Raw genomic sequence first — 25,376 nt, 5'->3', positions numbered from 1 at the left:
TTAAGATGAAAAGCCAGTTTAATACTGAAAACAACCGTCCGAAAAAGGACGGTTGTTTTTTAGGTATAGGAAATAGCGCAACAAAAACTTCAGCAAAATGGGTCCCGCATTACCCCGCGTTAACCTCGGACAGCTCACCGGGTGCTTTTTTAGCCCGGGTGCTTTTTCCAAGCTTGATCCAGATTACAGCCGCGCAGGCCGCCCATACCGCAATGGTAATGATCCCGCTCTCCCCGGCCACGTAAGACCAGCCCGAAGCTTTATCGAAGAACAACTGCTCCAGCCAGCTCCGCGACAAATTGATGACCATATGAATGACAACGACCGGCCAGATGCTGCGGCTGCGCCAGCGGACCCAGCCCATAAATACGGATAACGGAAAGATCATGACAGTAAACAGAACCAGGTTGATCCACACATTCCCGTCCGTATTGTATTGGTTCAGATAAAAAGGATAGTGGAAGCAGGCCCACACGGCGGCGGTGATCAGAATGGACTTTTGAATACCGCAAGTCTCGGTCAGCTTGGGCTGCAGATAGCCGCGCCAACCGATTTCCTCTCCGAAGGAAAAGATCAGCATGCTGATCAGCATCTGAGGAACCCAGGAGCTTTTGGTGATATACCAGGCATATTCGGAAACGGTGAAGCGGGCGGTGCCTTGGCTCAGGAATTCGGCTGACGGAAGTTGAACGATCCCGAAAGCCCACGCGGCAAGAAACCCGATTCCAATCGGGACGATGGACAAGATGGCGGCAAAATACCAGTGGAGACCGCCAAACGTGCCGAGCCCCGATGAACGGAGAGAATCTTTTCTTCCGGATACAAAGATCAGCATCAGCAGCACGGTGATCATTGGAGCAAGCTGGCTGATGGCGACGAGATTCATGCTTCCGGACAGATTGGCCAGCAGGGTAAGCAGCAGCACAGTTACACTGAATGCCGCCGCGGAGCGAACAGATGTTATTTTCATGAATAACTTCCTCTCTTGTTAGTTGTTAATGTTAGGGTAAGAGGCAATTATCAAGAATTTATAAAGCTCTGGCGGTAATTTACAGCCTTTTCGAAATACGACATGCTGAGGGAAGACCGGGGTATGCTACAATGGGGTTATACGATACGCGATAGGCACCAAATAACGGATCGGCGATCCTGGCATAAGGAGAGGTGACTGGGGTGGAACGGGAAGATCAGTACAAAGAAGCGAAAGATCAGGACGAAAAGGCCGAAGCGGAAGACCGCTACCAGAACATGTCCACACGTTACGGGCTGGTGGAATCGGCTATTGACGATTTTGCGAAGCGTGGCGGGTTTGACGATTTGCCGGGCAAAGGCAAGCCACATAAGATCGACGACGAAGACGTGTTCAGCAGCATTTTGAAGAAAAACAATTATCAGCCTCCCTGGGCCGAGCTGCGGAAGGAAATCGCTGCGGATTTGAAGCGTTTGGCTGACAATCCCCGCTCGGATCACGAGCTTCGGGCCGAACTCGAAGCGGTTAACGACAAAATCAGAACGTATAACCGGATCGTGCCGCACCCGATGCTGCAGAAGGGGCTGGTGTCCAGAGCGAATTTGGAGAATGCCTACCCCAAATGGGTTTAATGTTATAAAACGTTCATCCACTTTATGATTAAGGAGATTTATCATTGCAGACACAGGCGGAATTGAACGACGTGAAAACGGCCAAGCCGGCCGGCCGCAACTATATGCTGCAGCTGGCGACCGTTTTTATCGGGTTCATCATTTTTGGGTTTTCGGAAAATATCAAGGGTCCGGCGATTCCCCGCATCCAGGCGGATTTCGGACTCGACGAGCAGCAGCTTGGAACCCTGCTCTCGCTCAATTCGCTCGGGTATCTGCTGGCTTGTTCCTTCACAGGGTATATTACCCGCAAGATCGGGATCAAATGGGTCAGCATGATCTCGTTCGGGTCGATGGTTCTCTCGGGCGTCTTCATCTTATTGTCGCGAACATACCCTCTATTTTCGGCGTCCTATTTTTTCATGTACATCGGCAACGGCATGCTGGAAATCGGCCTGGCGATTCTGGGAGCGCGGATTTTCGTGCGCAATACCGGGACGATGATGAACTTGTCGCACTTTTTCTACGGGCTCAGCTCGATCGTGGCGCCGATGATCGCCTCAGGTTTAATGTCCGTTTCGATCATGGGCGTGACGCTCGGCTGGCGTGAGATGTATATGGTGATGCTTGCGCTGGCGGTGATTCCGATGATCCCGGCGCTGCTCGGCCGGTTTCCGGGCGACGATACCGTCCAGGAGGACCGGATCTCGCTGTGGATGCTGACCAAGGACCGGGCCTTGTGGATGATCGTGCTGCTGCTGACCTTCGGGGTCATTTCGGAAATGGCCGTGGGCAGCTGGCTGGTGAATTTTCTGGAGAAAAGCTATCACTGGGACCAGACCGCAGCTTCGGGCATGCTCTCGATCTTTTTCCTGTGTTTCTCACTGGCACGCCTTTTCCTGGGCCCGGTAACGGACCGGATCGGCTTTATTCTGTCGCTGATGATCCTCTCCGGCTTCTCGGGGCTGTGCACGTTCGCCGCCATTGTCAGCGGGGAAGGGGGCGCGTTCCTGTTCGCGGCCGCAGGCATCGGCATTGCTCCGATATATCCAACTGTTATGGCGGTTATCGCCAAGCGTTACGTGAAAGGAAGCGATACGGCCATCACCTTCACCGTCACCCTGATGGGGGTCGGCAGCGTGATCGGCAATTATCTGATCGGCGCCATCACGAGCGGCGTAAAGCATATTTTTGGTGCCGGCACCCCTGAAGGCCTGGTCCGGGGACTGCAGGCCGGATATTCGTTTATCGGCTTATGCGCCCTGATCTGCTCGGCGGTCAGCTTCGTGCTGTACCGGTATTTGAAAAAAAGAAACGAACTGCTGTAGGGAAAGCGTGGGGGTTCCTCACGCTTTTTCCTAACGCTCTCTCAGGAGACGATGAACAATCATGAGTGTGAACCAAACTATAAACGATATACAGTGGCAAGAGCTGATCCGCAGCGTTGCGGAGTATTATAACGACCTGACGATCAAACGCGGATTTCAATATTATAAACAGGGCCGGGTGGCGGAGCTGTTGATTGGCGGGGATGGCGAAATTGAGGCCGTGGTGAAGGGCGGGGAGGCTTACCGTGTCCACCTGAATCCCGAGTCGGTTCAGGACAGCCGCTGCAGCTGCCCGGTCGGGGAACGATGCAAGCATTCCATCGCCGCTCTCCTGGAGTATGTCAGCCGGCAGGGCCGGTCCGTGCATGCGATTGTCAATGCGCATACGACCGTCAGGCTCCAGCACCATCTGCCGGAGACGGAAGCTGAAGAAGACCTCGGGCCTGTGCAGCGGGGAAGTGCGGCGGATGCTTTAAGGGAGAAGGCGGCCCATTTGGCGGAGATGAGCCTCTCCGAATGGCACGCCTTCTTCAAGCTGTGCATCACTCCGCTGGAATTTACGAGCCAGAACTCGCACTATGCCCGAAACGCCATACATGCGATCAACGCCGTCAAGCCGGACCTGACTCCGGCCTTGGAGCAGCTGTATCAGCTCCATGCCAGGCTGTATATGCTGATCAAGCTGATCAAGCCAATTGTGCCGGGCGGACGGTCTCCGGCATTTTTGGGGTACCACGTGCAGGTGGCCGCGGATGAACTGCGGGGAGGCATGCTGCAGCTGCTTGGCGAAGGGATCGATCTGGCCGCCGAGCCAGATCTGTGGCCGCGCGTGACCAAGACGCTGAACTACCTGCGCCGGCAGATGCTGACGGAAACGGGGCAGCAAGGTTATCTGTTCGATATTTATGACCGATTCTGGCTGAAATGGATCCATCCGAACGTCACAGACACCCGGATGCATGAGGAAGAGATGCCGAAACTGCAAAGCGCCGAAGAGGAGCTGGGCGATACGCTCTCCCGGCTGCCGTGGATGCTCGCCCAGTCCCGTATTGCGTTCCTGATGGGGGAAGACCGGCAGGCCTGGTCCTGGCTGCAGGCAGCGGACAAGGCTTCCATCATCCCGCACGGCTTCCTGACCTCCTTTCTGGACGAGCTGTCCGCTTCGGGGGATTGGGCCCGCCTGCAGGAATGGCTGGTGCGGCTGGCTCCTCTGTTCAGCAATCACCGGAAGGAGCCTCTGCACGAATATGCCGCCTATTGGAACACCTTTGTCCGGCATGTGCCCGAAGCGGAGGAGTCCATGTGGCATACCCTCGCTGGGATGCTGCCGTATTCCAAGGAAGTTTATGAAGATAACCTGCTGGCTCACGAAAAATGGCGCTTGTGGATGGACGTGCAGCTCAGCTCCGGCAAGGACCCGCTGGAGTTTCGGGTCAGCGTGCTTGCGCCGATCGAGAAGCAGGCACCTGAGCTGCTGCTGCCCTTCTACCATCAAGGCGTGGAGCGGCATGTCCTCCTGAAGAACCGCTCCGGCTACAAAGCCGCGGTCAAGCTGCTCAAGCGTCTGGCCAAGCTGTACAAAAAATTGAAGCGGGAGGAGCGCTGGGAAGAATTCATCATCGTGTTTTCCAGCCGCCACAGCCGGCTGCGCGCGCTTCAGGAAGAGCTTCGGAAAGGAAAGTTGATCCCATGATTCCATACACCGACACCATCACGATCCACACCCGGCTCAGCGGGTACGGCGACGCGCTCATCTACGGCTCGACGCCAACGCGCCGAACCGTGCCCGGCATCGACCTGAAGCATAGGCTGTTCGCCTGGCATGAAGAGACTTTGTACGGTACGCAGCTGGACGTTCAGCAGGTGCAGGACATCGAGCTGGTCATTCTGCCGGCCGAGTACGTCATCGCGTTCTTCGCTCAGCTGGACCTGCTTGCCCACATCCAGTGGGCGGGAGACGAAGGGACCGAGACGTTGATCCGGCTCGCTCCTGCGCTGATGACCTGCGTTCGTGAAAAACGGTACAACCCGAGCCTGCCCGCGTTTCAGTCCGGCAAGCTTCAGTGGAACTGGGATGAATCCCGCCTGGATGCCGAAGCGCGGGAAGAGATCAGGGACCTGGGACCGGAGTTCGCCGAGGGGCTGCGCGCCGCGTTCTCTTCGCTGGTATTCAGCGAATGCTATGGAACGGAAGCGACGGCTTCCGACCTGCGCCGCGAGTACCCGATGCTCTTCGCGAGAGAGGGGGCCGTCGCCGGCTTGACCGAGCAGGCATGGCTCATCTCGATCGGCTGGAAAGCGGACGCGGCGCCGTTCCGGCCCGTGCTGCAGCTGCTGGAGCCGGACGAAGCCGAGCCCGTCTGGCGCCTTCAGCTTGTGCTGCAGGACAAGCTGGACCCGTCGGTGCTGGTGCCTGTCCGTCTGGATGCGGACGGACAGGCTTCCGGCGTGTGGCCGGACGTCTGGACGGCCCACATCCGCGAGCGCTCCGCCGGGTGGGCGGAGCATCTGCGCGCCAGCCTGCCGGCGAGCGTGCGGGCTGCGGAGCGCAGCGACGTGCTGGGCCAGCCGCTGTCCGACGCGGCGGCGTGGCAGTTTTTGACGGCGGACAGCCGCCGTCTGCTCGATGCGGGCTGGCAGGTGCTGCTGCCCGCATGGTGGGAAGCCGCCAGCCGGCGGAAGCCGAAGCTGCGGGCCAAGGTCAAGGCCGGCGAGGGCGAGGAGGCCGCCGCCAAAGGGCAGGGCAGCTCACTGTTCGGCCTGGACTCGATCATTCAGTTTGACTGGCGGGTGTCGATCGGCGACCTCCAGATTACGGAGGACGAATTCAAAGAGCTGGTCGCCCGCAACGAGCGGCTGGTTCGCTTCCGCGGCGAATGGATTACGCTCGACCCCAGCCTGATCAAGCAGATCGGCCAGATGATGGAAGGAGTCGACAGCTCGCAGGGCTTGTCCCTTCAGGACGTTCTGCATCTGCATCTCCAGCGGAAGGACGAGGACGCCGGCGCCCGGAAGCGGGAGGATGGCGAGGAAGAAGATGCGGACGAAGATCCGGATGAAGCGGCTCGGATCGAGCTTGAGGTGGAGCTGAACGAGCATCTTCTGACGCTCATGAACCAGCTCAGCCAGAAGTCGGCCTGGCCGAAGCTGGACGTTCCATCCGGGCTGCAGGCCGAGCTGCGTTCTTACCAGTACGACGGGTTCTCCTGGCTTGCGTTTCTGCGCCGGTTTGGGCTGGGCGCCTGCCTTGCCGACGATATGGGCCTGGGGAAAACCATCCAGTTTATCACGTATTTGCTGCACCTGAAGGAGACGGCGGAGGCATCCGGAGAACGGCGTCTGCCTTCGCTGCTGATCTGCCCGACCTCGGTGCTGGGCAACTGGCAGAAGGAGATCAGCCGCTTTGCGCCTTCGCTGAAGGTGCTGCTGCATTACGGCAGCCGCCGGTCGGGCGAGGCGGCGCTCCGCGAAGAACTACGCGAGGCCGATGTAGTCCTGACCTCGTACGCGACCGCGACGCTGGACCAGGACCTGCTGAAGGAGTTCGCCTGGGAATCGCTGTGCCTGGACGAGGCGCAGAACATCAAGAACGCCCAGACGAAGCAGTCGGCCGCCGTGCGCAGCTTCCCGGCCCGGCATCGGATCGCGCTGACCGGAACGCCGATCGAAAACCGGCTTTCCGAGCTGTGGTCGCTGTACGATTTTATGAACCCGGGATATTTGGGCAGCCTGCGCAGCTTCCAGGTCCGCTTTATTCAGCCAATCGAGCGGGATCAGGACGAGCAGCGGACGGCGCAGCTGCAAAAGCTGGTGAAGCCGTTTATGCTGCGGCGGAAGAAGAAGGATCCGCACATCCAGCTGGAGCTGCCGGAAAAGAACGAAATGAAAACCTATATCCACCTGACCGCCGAGCAGAGCGCCCTCTACGATCAGACGGTCAACGACCTGATGAACCGGGTGCAGAAGCTGGAGGGCATTCAGCGGAAGGGGGCCATTCTGTCGGCCCTGACACAGCTCAAGCAGGTCTGCGACCATCCGGTGCTCCTGACCGGGGAATCGGTCGACAACTTTGTGGATCCCGCGGATATGGCCGCGGTATCTGGCACGGCGGGCGCAGCGGCAGGCACGGACGGTGCGGCTGACTCAAGTGTCCTGCTGAGTGATTCAAACGCTCCAGGAGTTTCGGGTGATCTGGAGACTGCCGGAAAGCATGAGGCTGAGGGCAGCGAAGCGGCTATAAGTGATCGACGGGCTTCGGCTGGCACAGTTGATGCCGTTGGCTTGGCTGCGGAAACTTCAGCCGATGCAAAGGCGCCAGAGCATGAGGCTGCTGCACGGACAGCTGCTGAATCCTCAGGAGGTCAGCTCGACACAGAACGGCTTATCAGCCGCTCGGCCAAGCTGGAACGGCTGCTGGCCATGGTCAAGGAGCTGCGGGAAGAGGGCGACCGCTGCCTGATTTTTACGCAGTATATCGGCATGGGCGAGATGCTTAAGCGGGTGCTGGGGCAGGAGCTGCAGGAGCCGGTGCTGTATCTGAACGGCAGCACGTCCAAAACCGCGCGGGACCGGATGATCGAACAGTTCCAGTCACAGTCGCTGCCGGCAGCAGAGCAGCCGGGTGTGTTCATCCTGTCGATCAAGGCGGGGGGCGTCGGTCTGAACCTGACTGCGGCCAACCACGTCTTCCACTTCGACCGCTGGTGGAACCCGGCGGTGGAGAACCAGGCAACGGACCGGGCCTACCGGATGGGCCAGACCAAGGACGTGCAGGTGCACAAGTTCATTTCACTCGGCACGCTGGAGGAGCGGATCGACGAGATGCTGGAGAGCAAGCAGCAGCTCAGCGATAATGTCATTTCCAGCACGGAAAGCTGGATTACCGAGCTGTCGACCGAAGCGCTGAAGGACCTGTTTACGCTGCGGCGTGACTGGTAGGGATAGCAAGTGAGAAGCTGAGGGGAAGCTGGAGACATGTATCATTAGTTGGGGTGTGAAAAACAGCTGCAGGAAATTGCAGCTGTTTTTTTTTGCTGTTAGAGTGCCTGACACGCATGATCCTTGATTCCTGTGCTGCCTGTTTTGTTTTGGACTGCCTTCATGCCCAAGTGGCTGACTAAGGTTAAAGCCCAACACACATTATCCTTTGGAGCTCCCAAGCTCCTTGCTCTGATCCGCCCGCACTCCCTGTCGCTTCAGGTTCACACCCATTACGCCGCCGATAATCAGGACAGCTCCCACCCAGTGGTACCAGTCCAGACGCTCGTTCAGCAGCAGCACGCCGCCGGCGATCGTCACAACGGTGGAGAGGCTGCCGAAGACGCTGACGCGGGAGGCCTCCATGCGGGACAGGGCATAGTTGGTCAGAAACGAAGTCACCAGGGAGGACAACACGCCAAGGTACAGCACGGCCAGAAGAAATTTAGGTTCCAGGAACGGCGTGAAATACTGGCTGATCGTCCCTTGAGATACATGCTTAATCACCGATATGGCGTTGAAAAACACAAAGCCGAAGAAGGTGATGATGTAGGTCATATCCTTTGGACGCCAGGTTTTCGTCATCCTCCGGGCGCCTGTATTATATCCCGCCATGGACAGGGCGGACAGGAGAATCAGCAGAACACCGCCAAGGCTGGCGGAGGAGATGCTGATCCCGGGCACGGCGAAGATCAGAATAACACCGGCCACCGAAACCAGGGTGAACATTTTTTGGGCAAACGTCGTGTGTTCCTTGAGGAAGATTGCAGCCAGAATCATCGTAAACACCGGCACGACCGCCTGGACGATCCCGGCCACCGAGGACGAGGCGTAGAGCAGCCCAAATGCCTGCAAGGCAAAAAACAGCGAAGGGTAAAGAAGGGCCAGCGGAAGCAGCGCGGCTGTCCGGGGCATGACTTCCTTCACTCGGGCCCGTCCGGGAAAGGCGAACAGCGATGCCGCCAGAAAGGACAGCGTGAAGCGATGGGCAAGCGTGTCGAGCGGATCCGATACGCTGAGCGCGATTTTGACGAAAATAAAAGACAATCCGATGATCAAAGCGTTGATGAGCGCGGCCGCGACCGCTTTTTTATTCGAAGAAGCATTCATAAAGTCAGACCTCCCTAATCACTGCGCGCGCTTTATGGACCGGTCCTGTTGATGGTTTCATTTTACGGGGGGCGCGGCTGTGCTACAATATCAATAATCATCATCTGTACCGGTACAAAAGAGCGGGGGAGGAGGCGTTACGATGTATAAATACGCCGAGCTGATCAACGATTTGGAACTGCAAATCTCGGGTGACGCCTATAAGGAGGGGGACAGGCTGCCGTCCATCCGGGAGCTGTCAAAGCGCTATGATTGCAGCAAAAGCACGGTGATCCGCGCGCTGGAGGAGCTGCAGGACAAGCATTTGATTTATGCCGCCCCCAAGAGCGGTTATTACGTGATGAAGCGGTCCGGAAAAAAGCAGAATCCGGGAAACCGGTGGATCGATTTTACGGCGGCTGCGCCTGATCCGGATATTTTTCCGTATCTGGATTTTCAGCATTGTATCAATAAAGCGATCGATATGTACCGCAACGACTTGTTCATTTACGGCACGCCTCAGGGTCTGCCGTCCTTGATCCGCGAGATGCAGCGCCAATTGGCCTCTTACCAGGTGTTCACCGATCAGCGCGGTATCTTCATTACGTCCGGGGTACAGCAGTCGCTGGGGCTGCTGGCGCGTATTCCGTTTCCGAACGGCAGGCACCGGGTTTTGGTGGAACAGCCGTGTTATCCGCTGCTGATGGAGTACCTGAGGACGTACGGCATGGAAGCAGAAGGGATCCGGCGGTCGGGCGACGGCATCGATCTGGATGAGCTGGAACGGATGTTTAAGACCAGGGAGATCAAGTGGTTCTATACGGTGCCACGCTTCCACAATCCGCTGGGAGGATCCTATAACCGGTCGCAAAAGAAAGCTATCGCCCGTCTGGCGGCCCAGTACGACGTTTACGTTATCGAGGACGATTACATGGCCGATCTGGAGCAGGATGCCAAAGAGGACCCGATCTATGCGTACGACGATTCCGCACATGTCGTCTATTTAAAGAGTTATTCCAAGATCATATTTCCGGGCCTGCGGATCGGTGTGGCCGTGCTCCCGGAGGCGCTTCGGAACGATTTCAACCAATATAAAAAACTGTCGGACATCGACAGCTCGATGCTCTCCCAGGCGGCCCTGGAGCTGTACCTCAAGAGCGGCATGTTTGAGCGTCACCGCAAAAAAATGCGCAGCTGCTATGGGCGAAGATCTGCCCTGCTGCATGAAACGATCATGTTGCATGCAGGAAGTACGCAATCGTCTCACTTTACCTACCAGCCGGCCCGGCAGCGGGGTGTCCACACCTATCTGAAACTGGAGGATGCTGCCCGTGCCCGTCAGGTGATTCAGCGGCTGCAGAAAAAGTTCATTCGGGTCGAAACGGCAGATGCGGGTTACCTTGATTCGTTTGTGAAAGAGCCGCTTCTCAAGTTGAATGTGTCCAGCGTGAAGGAGCCGGACATCGAGTCCGGCATTGAGCAGGTGATTCGGGAGATCGGGTAGGACGATCCATGATGAAGGGAGAAGACCGATGTTTTTACGAAGCTTGACCATTCTGCGCAATGAACATACCAAGGGAAACGAGTATCCCTTTTCCATCCCGGCGCTGCGGAATTTGGAGTCCCTTTCGTTTCGGGGAAACGTCACCTTTTTTGTCGGGGAAAACGGGTCGGGCAAATCCACGCTGATGGAAGGAATCGCAGACCGGTGCGGATTCAACACGGCCGGCGGGAGCAGAAACAACGCGTATGAGGTGGATGCTTCCCAATCAGCGCTTGGCGACCATATCCGGCTGTCTTGGATGCCCAAAGTGACGAACGGGTTTTTCCTGCGTGCGGAGACGTTTTACCATTTTGCCAGCCATCTGGACACCATGCCTGCCAGCTTACGTTATTACGGAGGACGATCTCTGCATGAGCAGTCGCATGGGGAGGCCTTTCTGTCGCTGTTCAAGCACCGGTTCGGTAAAAAGGCTATCTACCTGCTGGACGAGCCTGAAGCGGCCTTATCTCCAGCGCGGCAGCTGGCGCTGCTGAAGGTGATCAAGGATTTGGAGAAAGAGGCCCAGTTTATCATCGCGACCCATTCGCCGATCCTGCTGGGCTATCCCGATGCGGATATCATCAATTTTGACGTCCATCCTCCCCAAGAGGTTCAATATGAAGATACGATGCACTATATCATCACCCGCCGTTTTCTTGAAAACCGGAAGCGTGTGCTGAGCGAGCTGTTTGAGGAGGAGGACGGGGACTGAAGCGGATATTCCATGTTAAAAGCCCATTTCGAGGAAATGGGCTTGTTTGCGTGGGCTCGATTGTTGCCATGGATCAAATCTATGCATTCCGCCGGATTGTCTCGGAGGGTTCCTCCGCCTCTGCCTGCGGCAGCCCCCGCTGCAGAGCCTCATATAGCTTGGAAGCGGCCAGGCGCGGCGGGTATTCAGCCGACCGGCATACATAACCGCAGGTGATGTTGACGGCATTGCCTTTAAAAGGACGGATTACTGTTCCGGCAGGTGCAGGCTGCAGAACGGTCAGCGGCACGAGGGCAGCGCCCAATCCGCTCTGCACGTAAAATTTCAGCGCAGCCATGCTGCCGATTTCCATCGCATCCATAGGCGGGCCTCCGGGCTCCTGCATGATCATTTCAAGCTTCCGGCGGTAAGGGCAGTCGGCCTGCGTAATCAGCAGGCGATGCCCTCTAAAATCGGCGGGCGTGACGAGCTCCCTGGAAGCCAGCGGATGATCCTCCGGCATGAGGACGACAAAATGTTCGGTCAGCAGCGGTTCATAATAAAGCCCGGCACCGAGCTGGGGAGGAGAACAAATCGCCATGTCCAGATCTCCCCGCAGCACCTGTTCGTTCAGCTGGGGCGAGCTGGCAATCGTCACGGATACCCGTATATTGGGGTAATCGCGCAGAAAAGAAGCGAGGATCTCCGGCAGCCGGTAGCTGGCAATGGGCTCTACGACGCCAAGACGGAGATGGCCTGCTTCCCCAGACAGCAGCTCCTTCATGGTGCCTTGAAGCTGCTCCACATCCTTGACGATATGTGCGCTCTGCTCGTGAAAAAGGCGGCCCGCTTCGGTGAGCTGAAAGGTTTTGCCCCGTTCGATTAACCGGACGCCGAGCTCCGACTCGAGCTTCTGGATTTGCATCGTGACGGTGGATTGGGCGTAATTCAATTCTTCGGCCGCCCGGTTAAAGCCGCCAAGGGCGACGATTCGGTGAAAGGTTTTGACAGCTTTCAGGTCCATGATATGTTTGCCTCCTGCTGTATAGTTCAATATTTTTGAATTCGTCGTTTATTTAATTCAATTATACAAATATGATCCCCGGGATTACAATATCATTGCCGGCAGAAAGAAAACGGAAGCTACAGGAGGTTATGGAACATGCCATTTGTGCGGATAGATGTAGGGCAGGGGCCCTCGGAAGAAGAACTGGCTGTGATCAGCCGCTCCATTCATCAGGCGATGGTGGACACGATCGACGTCCCGGGAGACGATTATTTTCAGGTGATTACCCGGCATGGGGCAGGGGAGCTGCTGTACGACCGCAGTTACTTAAACGTAGAACGGTCCGACGGACAGATATTTATACAGATTACGCTGAAAGAGGGGCGGACGCTCGCGAAGAAAAAGGCGCTGTATGCCGCCATCGCGGAAAGGCTGCAGCAATCAGCGGGCATCCGGCCGCAGGACGTCATGATCATTTTAACGGAAAATACGGCAGAAAACTGGTCGTTCGGCAACGGCATCGCGCAGATGGCCCCGTGATTGGATTTCGGAAAGACATCAATGAATCTCTGACCCCATTTAGGAATTTAAAAGGAGAGCTGATCACATGAACATTCAGCATAAAACAGCGGTCGTCACGGGAGGGGGAACCGGAATCGGGAGAGCGGTGTCCATTGAGCTGGCGAAGCGGGGAGCGCGCGTGGTCGTCAATTACTCCCGGTCGCGGGAAGACGCGGAGGAAACGGTTCGGACCATTCAGGAGGGCGGCGGCACAGCCGTTGCGGTCCAAGCCAATGTAGCTAAAGAGGCAGAGGTTCAGGCGATGGTAGGCAGAGCTGCCAGGGAGTTCGGTTCGGTCGATATTTTGATTAATAACGCCAGCATTACCCGGTATATTGCCATGAATGACCTGGAATCCGTGACCGACGAGGCGTGGGATGAGCTCTACCAGGTCAACGTGAAAGGGATGTTCTACTGCGCCAGGGCGGCAGCTGCCGAGATGAAAAAGCAAAAACAAGGCGTTATCGTCAACCTGGGGAGCATCGCCGGCATTACGGGCAGCGGCTCTTCGCTGCCGTATGCCGTGTCCAAGGCCGCGGTGCATGGTCTGACCCGCTCGCTCGCCCGGGCGCTGGCCCCGGAGATTCGCGTGAGCAGTGTCGCGCCGGGGGCGGTGGCGACCCGATGGTGGGCCGGGCGCGAGCAGCAGATGGAGCAGCTGGCAGGCTCCTTGCTGCTGAACCGGATTTCTTCGCCTGAAGATATCGCCCATATGATCTGTGCCGTGGTCGAACAGGATTCGCTGACCGGGCAGGTCATCACGGTGGATGCGGGGCAGACGATGTAAAAAGGATATCGCATCGGGCAGAAGGGGCGGCAGAATTGTAAAAGAGGCGAGCGGCCGGCCGTACGTCGCGAAAACAAGGGGATTTCGGGATCGTAGATGCAAAATCTTCCGCACCTCCGAAGTGTTTCACAATATATCCACATCATATCCACAGTAAATAATAGTATATCCACAGAATATCCACGGTATATCCACAGCATATCCGTTGCGTGAAGGACTCCAAACGAGGTAACCTGATCTTAGCTCCACTTGGAAAAGACGGATTACACCAGCCGCGGTTAATATCCGCGGGGTCAGGAGGGATTGCCCGATGCGCGAATGGATCGGCAAATGCCGCGATTGCGGCAGGGACATTTATTGCGAGAACGGTTTTTTGAATGGCGTGGTGCTGGAGGACCAGTCGTTGAAATGCTTCCCGTGTGCGGAGCAGGAGGATGCGGGAACCGGTGATTCGGAGCGGCAAAGTACAGAAACCGGTGATTCGGTACAGCATTCGGAGAGAGAACCGGATTAGCGCAGGATATACTGGCAGACCAGGAGTAACTTCCAAGTGGCAGCCTGAACAGGCTGCCTTTTTGCTTTGCATTCTCTGCATCTTTCCCATCCTTTGCATCGTCTATAATTTTGCATCGTTAGAAATACCCGCCCAATCCGAAGTTTTTCAGCCGATCTCAATCGGTCTCGTTTCCCCCGGCCTGAGCATCCATACCTGGGTCGTTTCCACTCCCTTGGACGCCTTGCTTGAGTCCTGCACAGGAGGAAGGCTTGGGGTCCGGAGTTTTCTCTGGGGCATGCACCGTTAGGCGATTGTGTCTCTATGGCTGATAATGGTAGGATGAAGAAAATAAGGGTGATACCTCATATGGGGATATCCGACAAGGAGGATGAGCAAGTGGCTGCAGAAGAGTACGACCCGACGCTGATCGCGCGGCTGGAGAGCCCGGAACGCCTGGAGAAGCTTCCCCCGGAGAAGCTGCTGGACCTGCTGGAGTTGTCCGGGCACGAGGACCTGCTGGATGTGGGGGCAGGCAGCGGTTACTTCACGTTTCCGGCGGCGGCACGAACTTCCGGAACGGTCTATGCGCTGGATACCCATCCGCAGATGCTGGACATGCTGAAGACCCGTTCGGAAGAGCGGGGCGTTACGAATATTCGGCTGATTCAGGGAACGGCAGAACAGATTCCGCTAGAGGAAGAAAGCGTGGACGTGATGATCCTGTCCCTCGTCCTGCATATTGCCGAGCCGCATGAGCAGGGATTGAAGGAAGTGCAGCGCGTTCTCAAAAAAGGAGGCAAGGCGCTCTGCGTGGAATGGGCTTACCCGGACAGCGAACCGCCGTCGGAACATCGCATCTCCTCATCGGACATGGCCCGCATGGGAGAAGAGCTTGGCCTCAAGGTGCTCAGCAGGCAGCCGTGGTCGGACAAGTATTACAGCATCGTTTTTCAAAAATAACATGTGTATCGCCCAGCGGAAGCTGTGCACCGCTGTGCAGCGCCAAAAATGCAAACCCATTCACAGGAGAGGTGGCTTGAGAATGAAATACAGACGGCTTGGAAAAACGGAATTGAAGGTATCGGTGGTCGGTGTAGGAACATGGCAGTTCGGGGGAGACTGGGGGAAGGACTTTAACCAGCAGGAGGCGGACGCCATTTTGCATAAGGCGAAGGATCTCGGCATCAACCTGATCGACACGGCGGAATGCTATGGTCCGCATCACCTGTCCGAGAGCCTCATCGGAAACTTTCTGAAGCGGGACCGCCGCGAGGACTGGGTTGTGGCTTCGAAATTCGGCCACCGCTGGCATGATCATTGGGAAAACGCCTGGTCTGCAGATGAGGTTCTCGTCCAGTTGGATGAATCCTTGAAAGCGCTGCAAACGGACTATATCGACCTGTACCAGTTCCACTCGGGCTCGGATGAAGTATTTCACAACGACGATCTGTGGACACTGCTGGACAAGCAGGTGCAGGCCGGGAAAATCCGCAACCTAGGCATTTCCATCGGCAGCAACGATAACCTGGAGCAGACTTCCCGGGCGACGGAGCTGAACGCCAAAGCGATTCAGGTCGTGTACAACCGGCTCGACCGGAAACCGGAAGAGCGTGTCTTTCCGTCCTGTACCGAGCAGGATCTGGGCGTCCTTGCGAGAGTGCCGCTGGCCAGCGGTTATCTAAGCGGCAAGTACAAGCCCGGCGCCGTGTTCCAGGATAACGTGCGCAAACGGCATGAGCGCGACAACATCGATGCCCGCCTCCGCGAGGTGGAGGAAATCCAGCGGACCGAGGTGCCCGAAGGCGTGGGCATGGCCCAGTGGGCCTTGGCCTGGTGCCTGCAGAACCCCGCCGTGGACTGCGTAATCCCGGGCTGCAAGAGCCCGGAGCAGGTCGAAGCCAATGCGGCCGCTGCGGACCTCGATATGGTCCAGGATACGCATCCGCGGGCGTGGAAATAAACAGGGAAGCAGGCGTTCGGCACAATCCTGATTAAAGGAGGAGCAGACCGACTTATGTCCAGTAAAACAGGAGAAGGGCGGGAAGAACTGCCCGTGATCTTTTTTGAGAGTCAGCAGGCATGGGAGGAGTGGCTCGAAGCGCATCATGCCGATTCACGCGGCATTCGGCTGCAGATGGCCAAGAAGGGATCCGGCATCCCATCCATCACGTATGACGAAGCATTAGAGATTGCACTCTGCTACGGCTGGATCGACAGCCGCAAGGAGGCCTGGGACGAGACGTATTGGATTCAGCGGTTCGGCCCGCGCGGACCGAGGAGCATCTGGTCCAAGATCAACAAGGAGAAGGCGGAGCGCCTTGTCACAGAAGGCCGCATGAAGCCGGCTGGTCTTGCGGCGATCGAGGAAGCCAAACAAAAAGGCCAGTGGGAGCAGGCCTATGCATCCCAGAGCCGGTCGCAAATTCCCGAGGATCTGGAGCGGAAGTTCGAGGAGCATCCGGATGCGGCAGCCTTTTTTGCGACGCTGGACAGCCGCAACAAATACGCCGTCTTATTCCGGGTCCAGAGCGCCAAGAAGCCCGAAACGAGGGCTAAACGAATCGACCAGTTTATCGACATGCTGGAAAAAGGCGAAAAAATATATCCTTAAATCGTGCATCAGTCCTCAGTCACCATGATCAGCCGAAGCCTCCGTCAACGACGGAGGCTTTGCCCGTTCTTTGACCTGCTGCAGGGCTTTCCTGCCTGAATATTACGGTGCTCTTCCGAATAGGCTGTTTATAGCTGAATCATCGGAAAAAGGCGGAAGGGGCGGGGCGGCCAAACCTGAATAGCCGCATCCAGAAAGGCGGGTTTTGCTTCATGCTGTTAAATATTAGCGTGGTGATGGTTTTGGTGTATACGGCGGTATGTATCGGGTATGTCCAAATTCACCGGCAGCATCTTTTAAACATGACCGGCAACATGGTGGCGATGACGACAGGGCTGATCTCCAACTTGACGATCGGGGTCATCCTGGGCATGATGTTTGCCGGCGACCTCGTACTGTCTACCGGCCTGTCGGTGCTGTTTTGCTTTGCGATTGGCTATTTGGTCGGCAAGCCGCTCCATCTGCTGGCGGTCATTGAGGGCATCGGCGGGGGGATCATGGGCGGACTGCATGGCGCTATGCTCGGCGAGATGATTCCCCGGGCAAGGTGGGACGTCATGCTGTTTATTATGGATGCGCTGTTTATTGCGATGACCGCCATGGTCATGTATTTGATCCATAACCAGAAATACAAAGCCCGGGAGGCTGCGGACGAAGAAGAGCGGACGGAAGGGGCTGGACAGGTGCCCGCTCTGATGCCGATCCGGCTGTCCTTTTGGATGCTGTATATTATCCTGCCGGTCGTGACCCTCTGCGCTGCAGCTATATTCAGCCATTCGGTCCCTGCCGGAGAAGTTCCGGTAACGGGGCATGAGATGCATTCCATGTAAGTCCTTTGCAAAATCGTTCATAAACGGATACAATACAGGTAACGGCTGAATTGTAATGATTTTGGTTACACTTACATCGCCGGGTGTCCGGCAGCCTGCCGGACCGCTGTATACCGACTAATGGACAAAGGGGATAGGATCATGGAACGTATTCAAACGGAAGCCCAATATAACGAACTGATTCAAGGGGACGGCATCACGGTCATCAAGTACGATGCAACCTGGTGCCCGGACTGCAAAACGCTCGATAAATTTATGCCGGACATCATGGCCAAACATCCGGATAAGAAATTTTATGCACTGGATGTAGAGCAGTTGGAGGACGTATCTTCCCAGAACGATGTGCGCGGCATCCCAAGTTTGCTCGTGTACAAGGACGGGAAGAAAATCGCCCATCTGCACAGCAAATTCGCCAAAACGCCTGGTGAAGTATCGGAATACCTTCAAACGCTGGAGTCCAAGCAATAATTTGCAATGAACCGAAGCCATCGGCCAAGCACCCCCGATTCACGGTAGAACGTGAAGACGGAGGGTGCTTTTTCTTTTGGAAAAGCCCGCCCCATCGGGTTATTTGGCATACACCCGTTACGGGATTTTTACAAACATGAAATGAAATGGAGAGCAATACACATAGGGTGAGAACATGATGCCAAGAGAAGGATGTGCAGCCATGGCAACGACAGACGAGATTCTGCAAATGATGGATGAGCACAGCGCCAACAATTACTATCCGCTGCCGATCGTCATTCATAAGGCGGAGGGCGTATGGGTTGAGGATTTGAACGGACATCGGTATATGGATATGCTCAGCGCATATTCCGCCCTCAATCACGGCCACAGGCACCCCAAAATCATGCAGGCGCTGCAGGAACAGGCCGGCAAGGTGACTCTTACATCGCGGGCGTTTCAGAGCGAGGCGTTCGGCATCTTTGTGAGCAAGCTGGCGGCATATACCGGCAAGGACAAGATTCTGGCGATGAACACGGGCGCCGAAGCGGTGGAAACCGCGCTGAAAATGGCTAGGCGATGGGGCTACCGGATCAAGGGCATTCCGGAGAATCAAGCCGAGATCATTGTCTGTACCGGAAACTTTCACGGGCGTACGCTGAGCGTCACCTCGTTCTCCTCCGAAGAGGCGTATAAACGGGATTTCGGGCCGTTCATACCCGGCTTCCGGATCATCCCTTACGGCGATGCTTCCGCGCTGGAGCAGGCTATTACGCCGAACACGGCGGCTTTTCTTGTGGAGCCGATTCAGGGTGAGGCCGGGATCGTGATGCCGCCTGAAGGCTATTTAACCCAGGTGCGGGATTTATGCCGCCGTCATCAGGTGCTGCTGATGGCCGACGAAATTCAGACGGGGCTCGGCCGGACGGGACGCCGCTTTGCCTGCGATTGGGAGGGCGTCGTTCCGGACGTGTACATCCTGGGCAAAGCCCTCGGCGGGGGCGTGCTGCCCGTTTCGGCCGTCGCGGCAGACCGGGAGATCATGGACGTGTTTGAACCGGGTTCGCACGGCTCGACCTTTGGTGGCAATCCGCTGGCTTCCACGGTGGCAGCCGCTGCGCTGGATGTGCTCGAGGAGGAGAAGCTGGCGGAGCGTGCCGAAACGCTTGGGCGCCTGTTTATGAAAAAGCTTACATCGATCTCCCATCCCGATATCGTCTCGGTCCGCGGGCGCGGCCTGCTGATCGGGCTGCAGCTGTCTGTGCCGGCAAGACCTTACTGCGAGGCGCTGGCCCGCATCGGCCTGTTATGCAAGGAAACCCATGATACCACGATCCGGTTTGCGCCGCCGCTCATCCTGTCCGAAGAAGAACTAGAATTTGCGCTCAGCCGGATTGGGGAGGTATTCACCGGTCAAGGGAGGGCGTGAAAACGTATGGGGCAACCAACCATTTCGATTATCAGCGTACCGTTCGGTTACGGGGCGGGACGGCCGGGAAGCGAGCAAGGGCCGGACAGCATCCTGAAGTTCGGTCTGGTCAAAAAGCTGGAGCAGCTCGGCTACGATGTGGACGCCGGGCGGAGGATCCAGCTGCCCACCAGCCTGACGCCCTATCCCACCACGCGTATGAAGCATGTGGACCAGGTCATGGCAGTCTGCTCACAGCTGGCGCGGGAGGCGGCGTCGGCGGCGTCAGCCGGGAGCATTCCCCTCATGCTTGGGGGGGACCACAGCATCGCCATGGGCTCGCTGGCAGGGCTCAGCCGGCATTACCCGAACATGGGTGTCATCTGGGTGGATGCCCATTCGGACCTGAACACCGAGATCACCAGCCCATCCGGGAACATGCACGGCATTCCCCTGGCAGCCGCCCTCGGCTTAACGCAGCTGAAGCTGACGCAGATCCTGCCCGGCGCCGTTCAACTGAAGCCGGAGAACTGCGTCATCATCGGCGCCCGTGATCTGGACCGGGACGAGAAGACGCTCATTCGCTCGCGGGGCATCACCTGCTTCACGATGTACGAGATCGACCGGCTGGGCATCGAGCATGTCGTGCAGGAGGCGCTGCGGATCGCCGGGACCGGCACGGACGGCCTGCACGTCAGCTTCGACATCGACAGCGTCGATCCGTTTGAGGCGCCCGGAACGGGCACGCCGGTCCGCGGCGGGCTCAGCTACCGCGAAGCCCACTTGGCTATGGAGCTGATGAGCGAATCCGGCCTCATCACGTCCGCGGATATGGTGGAGGTCAATCCCAGCCTTGACCGGAACAACCAGACGTCGAAGCTGGCGGTGGAGCTGCTCGGCTCCTTGTTCGGCAGCCGGATTTTGTAGGCGAAAGGAGGCGTCTCCTTGGAGAAAGCCATGAAGTCTTTGTTTTTGACGCTGGCCAAAAACCGGGCGGCGAACCGCTGGGCCAAACGGTACGGACTCCGGCTCGGGGCCAGGCGCTTCGTTGCGGGCGAATCGATCGAGCATGCGATCGACGCCGTCCGCAAGCTGAACGCCAGCGGGCGGATGGCCACCCTCGATTACCTGGGGGAGTTCACGAGCAGCGAGGAGGAAGTGCGCGAGACGGCCGACATGTGCCTCAAAACGCTGGATGCGATCCACCGGTCCAAGGTGCAGGCCAACCTGTCGCTCAAGCTGACGTCGCTCGGTCTGGATCTGAGCCCGGACCTATGCTTTGAGCTGATGCGGAGAATTTTGGCCAGGGCGCAGAGCTACCGACTGTTCGTGCGGATCGACATGGAGGACCACGCCCACTGCCAGCCGGCGATCGACATGCTGAAGAAGCTGCGGGGCGGGTATGACAATGTGGGTATTGTCATCCAGTCGTATTTGTATCGGTCGGAGGAGGATGTGAAGGAACTGGGCGCCCAAGGGGTCAATCTGCGCCTGGTGAAAGGGGCGTACAAGGAGCCCGCAAGCGTCGCGTATCCCCGGAAGGAAGACGTGGACGACAATTTGATTCGGCTGATCAAGATGCACCTGCAGTCCGGCGGCTACACGGCGATCGCCAGCCATGACGAGCGGATCCTCAGCGAGGCTAAACGGTTCATCGAAGAGGAGGGGATTCCGCGCTCCCGCTTTGAGTTTCAGATGCTGTACGGCATCTGCGAGGAACTGCAGCTGAAGCTTGTCGAGGAGGGCTACCGGTTCCGGGTATACGTCCCGTTCGGCGTGGACTGGTTCGGGTATTTCATGCGCAGGCTGGCGGAACGGCCGGCCAATGTCTGGTTTGTGCTCAAAAATACTTTTAAGTAAAAAGGGAGTGAGGTAGCCATGAACTCGTTTGCCTGGAGCGCCGCATTTCAAAATGAGCCCTTCACCGATTTTAACCAGCCGGAGCACCGCGAAGCATTTCTGAAAGCTTTGGCCGCCGTGAAAGGGCAGCTGGGACATCGTTATCCTGTCGTGATCGGCGGAAAAGAGGTTTACACGGAGCAGGAGCTGGTCTCGCGGAATCCCGGCCATGTGCGGGAGGTGGTCGGCCGGATGAGCCAGGCCGGTACCGACCTTGCGGAGCAGGCGATGCAGCAGGCGCAAAAGTCTTTTGCCACCTGGAAAAGAACGACGGCCACCGAGCGGGCGGCGCTGCTGCTCAAGGCGGCTTCCCTGCTGCGCCAGCGCAAGCACGAGTTTTCCGCCTGGATGGTCGTCGAGGCCGGTAAAAACTGGGCCGAGGCCGACGCGGATACGGCGGAAGCGATCGATTTTATGGAGTATTACGCCAGGGAAGCCGTCCGGCTCAGCGAGACGTCGCTGCACCAGCCGCTGCCGCGGGTGCCGGGAGAAGAGAACCGGCTCCAGTACATCCCGCTGGGCGTGGGCATTATTATCCCGCCGTGGAATTTCCCGCTGGCTATATGCGCCGGCATGACGACGGCCGCGGTGGTGACCGGCAACACCGTCCTGCTCAAGCCCGCATCGAACACGTCCGTAATCGCCTACCAGTTTTTCAAGCTGATGAAGGAAGCCGGATTCCCGGACGGGGTCATCAACTTTGTGCCGGGAAGCGGGGCCGTCATCGGCGATTACCTGACGGCGCATCCGCAGACCCGGTTCATCAGCTTCACGGGCTCGAAGGAGGTCGGCCTCCGGATCAACAAGCTGGCCGCGGAGCAGGCTGAGGGGCAGATCTGGATCAAGCGGGTCGTCGCCGAGATGGGCGGCAAAGACGGCATCGTGGTGGACGAGACGGCGGACCTGGAAGCGGCGGCAAAGGCCATCGTGGTCTCGGCCTTTGGCTACCAGGGGCAGAAATGCTCCGCCGGGTCGAGGGCGATCATCGTCGGGTCGGTCTACGATCAGGTGCTTGCCCGCGTGACGGAGCTGACCAACCTGCTGGAGGTGGGATCTCCAGAGGATAACGCGCCGGTCGGACCGGTCATTGATGAGAAGTCGCGGGACAAAATTTTGGAGTACATTGGGATCGGCAGGGAAGAAGGGCATCTCGTGACCGGCGGGGAACAGATCGGGGAAGCCGGGTATTATATCCGGCCGGCCATCTTTACCGATGTCCCGGTCAAGGGACGGATCATGCAGGAGGAGATCTTCGGACCGGTGCTGGCGGTCGTATCTGCACGGGATTGGGAGGAAGCGATCGAGATTTATAACGATACGGAGTTCGGATTGACCGGATCGTTCTTTTCGACGGACGAGAACCGGATCTCGGCTGCGCTGGAACGCATGCACTGCGGCAACTTGTATGTCAACCGCAAGTGTACCGGTGCGCTCGTTGGCGGCCAGCCCTTCGGCGGCTTCAACATGTCCGGGACCGACTCGAAAGCCGGCGGGCATGATTACCTGCTGCTGTTCACCCAGGCGAAGGTGACCTCCCGCAAGCTTCCTTGAGCGTGCACTTCCGTGGCGGGTCATGCCTGGATAAATGACAAAGCACCTTGACTTGCCGGCGTTTCGCAGCAATTCAGGGTGCTTTTAATTGGGTTGGTTCTCGAAAGTACAACGCTTCTAGAGCCCGTTCACTTCGGATTCGAACTCGTTGCTTCGGATCCACTTGATGAGGGGGATCACTGTGCTTGCCGCTCATTCCGCTGCAGCTGAATGAGCTCGCCAAGCTGACGGATGGTGTCCAGCAGATGCTCGGTTTCATCGTCCGTCAAATTTCCCAGTGTCTCGACGATGCGGACGGCGCTCATTTCTGCCAGCTTCTTCAGCAGCGCAGAGCCTTTGTCCGTAATCGAGATGTTAACGAACCGGCGGTCCTGCTCGCTGCGGCTGCGCACGATGAGCTCTTCCTGCTCCAGCTTGTCGCAGATTTGCGTAATGGCGCTGGTGGTCAGGCCGGTGACCTTGACGATGTCCGTTCCGCGCTGGCTGCCGCTATTTTGCAAATATTGAAGTATAAACGATTCTGTCGTGCTTAGCTTCACCTGGCGAACCAGACCTGCATAATCTATAATTCTAGGAAGTCTGTCCATCAATTCAAAATATCGGGTCGCGAGTTCTGTAGATGTAGAATGCAAATTAATCTCCCTCCTGGAGGCAACGGACAAGCCGGCTCGGCTCGAAACGTCCGTTCATGCATTTAATTGGTCCTAATGACATGTTAGTTTGATTTTAAGATACCGTCAACTTTCACCGGATGGGTTCCATGGGGACGGTATGTGCTTGACAAACCGCTTGTGGAAGATATATACTTTTCCATGCACTTATTAAAAGTAAGCTTATATCCAATAAGCTCTTACTTATCAATCGATAGGATTATGTGATCCGAATGTGCAACCATTCATTCGCTTAATTCGACATCGATTACTCTCTTTATAACTCTCAGGATTCCTTTTTTATGGCAGCCGCGACGCGGCTGCTCTTTTTTTTGCCTGCAAGTACAATAAGGCGCCCGGAGACCGTGTCTAGAGGAAGTTTTTCTTGCGGGATCAGGAAGCAGAAGCTCCGAAATTTATACTTTCTGATCTCCTAAAAAAAGGATTGACACAAAAGTAACCGCTGGTTATATTTATAACATACAGATTAAGTAACCGTTGGTTAGTTAAAAAAGACCGAAAGGAACAAACACCCAGATGCCCAGAAAAAAACAAGTTCGATCCGAACAAACCAAGCAGGACATTTTGAATGCGGCCGGCCGGCTTTTCGCGGCCAAAGGGTACGATGCCGTCACCATGAGGGAAGTGGCCAAGGAAGCGGGCTGCTCCCATACAGCGATCTACATTTATTTTGAAGATAAGGAGGCGCTGCTCCACGAACTGTCCATCCCGGCGTTAACGGAATTGCAGCTGCAGATTGAGGAGAAGGTGTCCGGAAAGCTGGAGCCGGAAGAAGCATTGAGGCAAATCAGCCTGGATTTTATCCGCTTTTGCCTGATTCACCGCAATATGCATCGCATCTTTTTTGAGGCACGCTCTGTAAGGGTGGACGAAGCGGAGCCCGAACTTGAGATTAACCGCGTCCGTAACGGGATGTTCCGTCTGCTGATGCAGGCTGTCCGGCAGTGTCTGGATTTACCGGAGGGAAGCGAGCGGCTGCTGTCGGCCACCCGGATTTATTTTTACCTGCTTCATGGCATTGTGGGCACCTATCAGCTGTCCGAAGAATCGGCCGAGGAATTGATGGAGCGTCTGCTTCCCACGTTTCGTGAAGCGATCGAGGTTTTGCTGCTGGGCTTCCGCGCACAACATGCGCCGGATAAATAACGATCCGCAAAGGAGAGGTTGATGGATGAGCTTTATCGTTCTGATGCTTTTGTTTACAGTGGTTTGCGGCTGGCTTGATTCCCGAATCGGCCGGACGACGAAAAAGGAGGGGAAGTAAGATGTTCGCAGGTCATTTTGGACTCGCCGCAGCGGCCAAAGCCGCAAGTCCCAAAACTCCGCTGTGGGCGATCATGCTGGGCACGCAATTGCTTGACGTCATTTTTGTGCCGCTGCTGCTTACGGGAATGGAGACAACCGTGGAAACGGATGGTGGAGGATACGGCGGAGCCGTTATCCATGCAGACTATACGCATTCGCTGGTCAGTGCGCTGATCATCGCCCTGCTTGCCGGCCTTGGGGCCTGGAGGCTATGGGGAAAGCGAAGTGCAGGGGTTATCGGCGGCGTGGTCTTCAGCCACTGGCTGCTCGATCTGCTGGTGCACCGGAGTGACATGCCGATTCTGCCGGGAAATCTGGGCTCATTGCCTTTGATGGGGTTCGGCTTATGGAAATGGCCTTTCATCAGCGGCGCTTTGGAGGTTCTTCTTATTGCCGTGGGTGCAGTCATGTATTATCGGTCAGTGCGATTAAGGGCACGGAACGCGCCGGAAATCGCCGGAGGCGCCTTTTCTGCCAAAGCGGTATGGGCTGCTGCGGTCATGGCCGTCCTGCTGATGGGCTCGTTTATATCCGATCTGATCGGGATTTGATCTTCCGGACTTTTGCTGAAATTTAGATTTTCTTGATCAGTCTG

The 25,376-nt window shown here is 56.9% G+C and carries 24 protein-coding genes; 20 read left to right on the top strand and 4 right to left on the bottom strand.

All coding sequences use genetic code 11. The features are described 5' to 3' along the window. Window positions 1–109: 109 nt before the first annotated feature. Window positions 110–970: a CPBP family intramembrane glutamic endopeptidase gene (locus tag K2F33_RS03385; RefSeq protein ID WP_116234377.1), complete on the bottom strand. Its 861-nt coding sequence runs from the start codon at window positions 968–970 to the stop codon at window positions 110–112. A 203-nt stretch (window positions 971–1,173) separates the two neighbouring features. Here K2F33_RS03385 and K2F33_RS03380 point away from each other — a divergent pair, with 203 nt between their 5' ends. The 4 genes from K2F33_RS03380 (at window position 1,174) to K2F33_RS03365 (ending at window position 7,847) form a co-directional block, all read left to right on the top strand. Then, window positions 1,174–1,602, top strand: coding sequence for a DnaJ family domain-containing protein (locus K2F33_RS03380; protein WP_263881001.1), 429 nt, complete (start codon window positions 1,174–1,176; stop codon window positions 1,600–1,602). 104 nt (window positions 1,603–1,706) lie between these two features. After that, on the top strand, window positions 1,707–2,909 hold the full coding sequence (locus tag K2F33_RS03375) for an MFS transporter (RefSeq protein ID WP_192717528.1): 1,203 nt from the start codon (window positions 1,707–1,709) through the stop codon (window positions 2,907–2,909). Window positions 2,910–2,970: 61 nt separating this feature from the next. Then, window positions 2,971–4,602: an SWIM zinc finger family protein gene (locus K2F33_RS03370; protein ID WP_263881000.1), complete on the top strand. Its 1,632-nt coding sequence runs from the start codon at window positions 2,971–2,973 to the stop codon at window positions 4,600–4,602. Then, on the top strand, window positions 4,599–7,847 hold the full coding sequence (locus tag K2F33_RS03365) for a DEAD/DEAH box helicase (protein ID WP_263880999.1): 3,249 nt from the start codon (window positions 4,599–4,601) through the stop codon (window positions 7,845–7,847). The genes K2F33_RS03370 and K2F33_RS03365 overlap by 4 nt, the downstream gene beginning before the upstream one ends. A 201-nt stretch (window positions 7,848–8,048) precedes the next feature. Here K2F33_RS03365 and K2F33_RS03360 read toward each other — a convergent pair whose 3' ends face one another. Then, a complete protein-coding gene (locus K2F33_RS03360) occupies window positions 8,049–8,996 on the bottom strand; it encodes a DMT family transporter (RefSeq protein WP_263880998.1) in 948 nt (315 codons plus the stop codon). A 142-nt stretch (window positions 8,997–9,138) separates the two neighbouring features. On the opposite strand from K2F33_RS03360, the gene K2F33_RS03355 reads away from it, so the two are divergent. Together K2F33_RS03355 and K2F33_RS03350 are read left to right on the top strand one after the other, a co-directional pair. After that, window positions 9,139–10,479, top strand: coding sequence for an aminotransferase-like domain-containing protein (locus tag K2F33_RS03355; RefSeq protein WP_076176191.1), 1,341 nt, complete (start codon window positions 9,139–9,141; stop codon window positions 10,477–10,479). A gap of 28 nt (window positions 10,480–10,507) precedes the next feature. Next, complete coding sequence (locus K2F33_RS03350) at window positions 10,508–11,230, top strand: AAA family ATPase (RefSeq protein ID WP_076176189.1); 723 nt, start codon at window positions 10,508–10,510, stop codon at window positions 11,228–11,230. A gap of 79 nt (window positions 11,231–11,309) precedes the next feature. Here K2F33_RS03350 and K2F33_RS03345 read toward each other — a convergent pair whose 3' ends face one another. Then, complete coding sequence (locus K2F33_RS03345) at window positions 11,310–12,233, bottom strand: LysR family transcriptional regulator (protein ID WP_263880997.1); 924 nt, start codon at window positions 12,231–12,233, stop codon at window positions 11,310–11,312. Window positions 12,234–12,371: 138 nt separating this feature from the next. On the opposite strand from K2F33_RS03345, the gene K2F33_RS03340 reads away from it, so the two are divergent. From K2F33_RS03340 to pruA, 12 genes are all read left to right on the top strand, one after another. Then, window positions 12,372–12,755, top strand: a complete 384-nt coding sequence (locus tag K2F33_RS03340) for a tautomerase family protein (RefSeq protein WP_263880995.1) — start codon at window positions 12,372–12,374, stop codon at window positions 12,753–12,755. A gap of 67 nt (window positions 12,756–12,822) precedes the next feature. Beyond that, window positions 12,823–13,563 (top strand): SDR family NAD(P)-dependent oxidoreductase, encoded by a 741-nt coding sequence (locus K2F33_RS03335; RefSeq protein WP_263880993.1) that lies wholly within the window; start codon window positions 12,823–12,825, stop codon window positions 13,561–13,563. Between the two features lie 310 nt (window positions 13,564–13,873). After that, a complete protein-coding gene (locus tag K2F33_RS03330) occupies window positions 13,874–14,077 on the top strand; it encodes a hypothetical protein (RefSeq protein ID WP_263880992.1) in 204 nt (67 codons plus the stop codon). Window positions 14,078–14,455: 378 nt separating this feature from the next. Beyond that, window positions 14,456–15,019 carry a class I SAM-dependent methyltransferase gene (locus K2F33_RS03325; RefSeq protein WP_263880991.1) on the top strand — a complete coding sequence of 188 codons (564 nt, stop codon included), beginning with the start codon at window positions 14,456–14,458 and terminating at the stop codon, window positions 15,017–15,019. An 82-nt stretch (window positions 15,020–15,101) separates the two neighbouring features. After that, entirely contained in the window at window positions 15,102–16,019 is a 918-nt protein-coding gene (locus K2F33_RS03320) for an aldo/keto reductase (protein WP_076176177.1), read from the top strand. A gap of 54 nt (window positions 16,020–16,073) precedes the next feature. Next, window positions 16,074–16,670, top strand: a complete 597-nt coding sequence (locus tag K2F33_RS03315; protein ID WP_076176175.1) for a YdeI/OmpD-associated family protein — start codon at window positions 16,074–16,076, stop codon at window positions 16,668–16,670. Window positions 16,671–16,882: 212 nt separating this feature from the next. Further along, entirely contained in the window at window positions 16,883–17,500 is a 618-nt protein-coding gene (locus tag K2F33_RS03310) for a hypothetical protein (RefSeq protein ID WP_076176173.1), read from the top strand. Between the two features lie 141 nt (window positions 17,501–17,641). Next, a complete protein-coding gene (locus K2F33_RS03305) occupies window positions 17,642–17,968 on the top strand; it encodes a thioredoxin family protein (RefSeq protein ID WP_076176171.1) in 327 nt (108 codons plus the stop codon). Window positions 17,969–18,170: 202 nt separating this feature from the next. Further along, window positions 18,171–19,376 carry an ornithine--oxo-acid transaminase gene (gene rocD, locus K2F33_RS03300; RefSeq protein WP_263880989.1) on the top strand — a complete coding sequence of 402 codons (1,206 nt, stop codon included), beginning with the start codon at window positions 18,171–18,173 and terminating at the stop codon, window positions 19,374–19,376. 6 nt (window positions 19,377–19,382) lie between these two features. Continuing rightward, window positions 19,383–20,282: an arginase gene (rocF, locus tag K2F33_RS03295; protein ID WP_145142458.1), complete on the top strand. Its 900-nt coding sequence runs from the start codon at window positions 19,383–19,385 to the stop codon at window positions 20,280–20,282. An 18-nt stretch (window positions 20,283–20,300) separates the two neighbouring features. Beyond that, entirely contained in the window at window positions 20,301–21,215 is a 915-nt protein-coding gene (locus K2F33_RS03290; RefSeq protein WP_263880988.1) for a proline dehydrogenase family protein, read from the top strand. Between the two features lie 18 nt (window positions 21,216–21,233). After that, complete coding sequence (gene pruA, locus K2F33_RS03285; RefSeq protein ID WP_263880987.1) at window positions 21,234–22,805, top strand: L-glutamate gamma-semialdehyde dehydrogenase; 1,572 nt, start codon at window positions 21,234–21,236, stop codon at window positions 22,803–22,805. Between the two features lie 176 nt (window positions 22,806–22,981). On the opposite strand, the gene K2F33_RS03280 is transcribed toward pruA, so the two are convergent. Beyond that, window positions 22,982–23,437, bottom strand: coding sequence for a MarR family winged helix-turn-helix transcriptional regulator (locus K2F33_RS03280; RefSeq protein WP_076176161.1), 456 nt, complete (start codon window positions 23,435–23,437; stop codon window positions 22,982–22,984). Window positions 23,438–23,992: 555 nt separating this feature from the next. Here K2F33_RS03280 and K2F33_RS03275 point away from each other — a divergent pair. Next, entirely contained in the window at window positions 23,993–24,622 is a 630-nt protein-coding gene (locus K2F33_RS03275; RefSeq protein WP_076176159.1) for a TetR/AcrR family transcriptional regulator, read from the top strand. A 119-nt stretch (window positions 24,623–24,741) separates the two neighbouring features. After that, entirely contained in the window at window positions 24,742–25,332 is a 591-nt protein-coding gene (locus K2F33_RS03270) for a permease (RefSeq protein WP_263880986.1), read from the top strand. Window positions 25,333–25,376: the final 44 nt, after the last annotated feature.

This window comes from Paenibacillus sp. PSB04 (assembly GCF_025809195.1).
Classification (GTDB): Bacteria; Bacillota; Bacilli; order Paenibacillales; family Paenibacillaceae; genus Paenibacillus_AQ; species Paenibacillus_AQ favisporus.
This window is presented reverse-complemented; position numbering and strand designations above follow the sequence as displayed.

Coding starts and splice junctions, on each gene's coding strand:
- K2F33_RS03320 (WP_076176177.1), top strand. CDS start 15,102: ATGAAATACAGACGGCTTGGAAAAACGGAATTGAAGGTATCGGTGGTC.
- K2F33_RS03305 (WP_076176171.1), top strand. CDS start 17,642: ATGGAACGTATTCAAACGGAAGCCCAATATAACGAACTGATTCAAGGG.
- K2F33_RS03350 (WP_076176189.1), top strand. CDS start 10,508: ATGTTTTTACGAAGCTTGACCATTCTGCGCAATGAACATACCAAGGGA.
- K2F33_RS03340 (WP_263880995.1), top strand. CDS start 12,372: ATGCCATTTGTGCGGATAGATGTAGGGCAGGGGCCCTCGGAAGAAGAA.
- K2F33_RS03335 (WP_263880993.1), top strand. CDS start 12,823: ATGAACATTCAGCATAAAACAGCGGTCGTCACGGGAGGGGGAACCGGA.
- K2F33_RS03365 (WP_263880999.1), top strand. CDS start 4,599: ATGATTCCATACACCGACACCATCACGATCCACACCCGGCTCAGCGGG.
- K2F33_RS03345 (WP_263880997.1), bottom strand. CDS start 12,233: ATGGACCTGAAAGCTGTCAAAACCTTTCACCGAATCGTCGCCCTTGGC.
- rocD (WP_263880989.1), top strand. CDS start 18,171: ATGGCAACGACAGACGAGATTCTGCAAATGATGGATGAGCACAGCGCC.
- K2F33_RS03360 (WP_263880998.1), bottom strand. CDS start 8,996: ATGAATGCTTCTTCGAATAAAAAAGCGGTCGCGGCCGCGCTCATCAAC.
- K2F33_RS03270 (WP_263880986.1), top strand. CDS start 24,742: ATGTTCGCAGGTCATTTTGGACTCGCCGCAGCGGCCAAAGCCGCAAGT.
- K2F33_RS03370 (WP_263881000.1), top strand. CDS start 2,971: ATGAGTGTGAACCAAACTATAAACGATATACAGTGGCAAGAGCTGATC.
- K2F33_RS03355 (WP_076176191.1), top strand. CDS start 9,139: ATGTATAAATACGCCGAGCTGATCAACGATTTGGAACTGCAAATCTCG.
- K2F33_RS03310 (WP_076176173.1), top strand. CDS start 16,883: ATGCTGTTAAATATTAGCGTGGTGATGGTTTTGGTGTATACGGCGGTA.
- K2F33_RS03330 (WP_263880992.1), top strand. CDS start 13,874: ATGCGCGAATGGATCGGCAAATGCCGCGATTGCGGCAGGGACATTTAT.
- K2F33_RS03375 (WP_192717528.1), top strand. CDS start 1,707: ATGCTGCAGCTGGCGACCGTTTTTATCGGGTTCATCATTTTTGGGTTT.
- pruA (WP_263880987.1), top strand. CDS start 21,234: ATGAACTCGTTTGCCTGGAGCGCCGCATTTCAAAATGAGCCCTTCACC.
- K2F33_RS03315 (WP_076176175.1), top strand. CDS start 16,074: ATGTCCAGTAAAACAGGAGAAGGGCGGGAAGAACTGCCCGTGATCTTT.
- K2F33_RS03385 (WP_116234377.1), bottom strand. CDS start 970: ATGAAAATAACATCTGTTCGCTCCGCGGCGGCATTCAGTGTAACTGTG.
- rocF (WP_145142458.1), top strand. CDS start 19,383: ATGGGGCAACCAACCATTTCGATTATCAGCGTACCGTTCGGTTACGGG.
- K2F33_RS03275 (WP_076176159.1), top strand. CDS start 23,993: ATGCCCAGAAAAAAACAAGTTCGATCCGAACAAACCAAGCAGGACATT.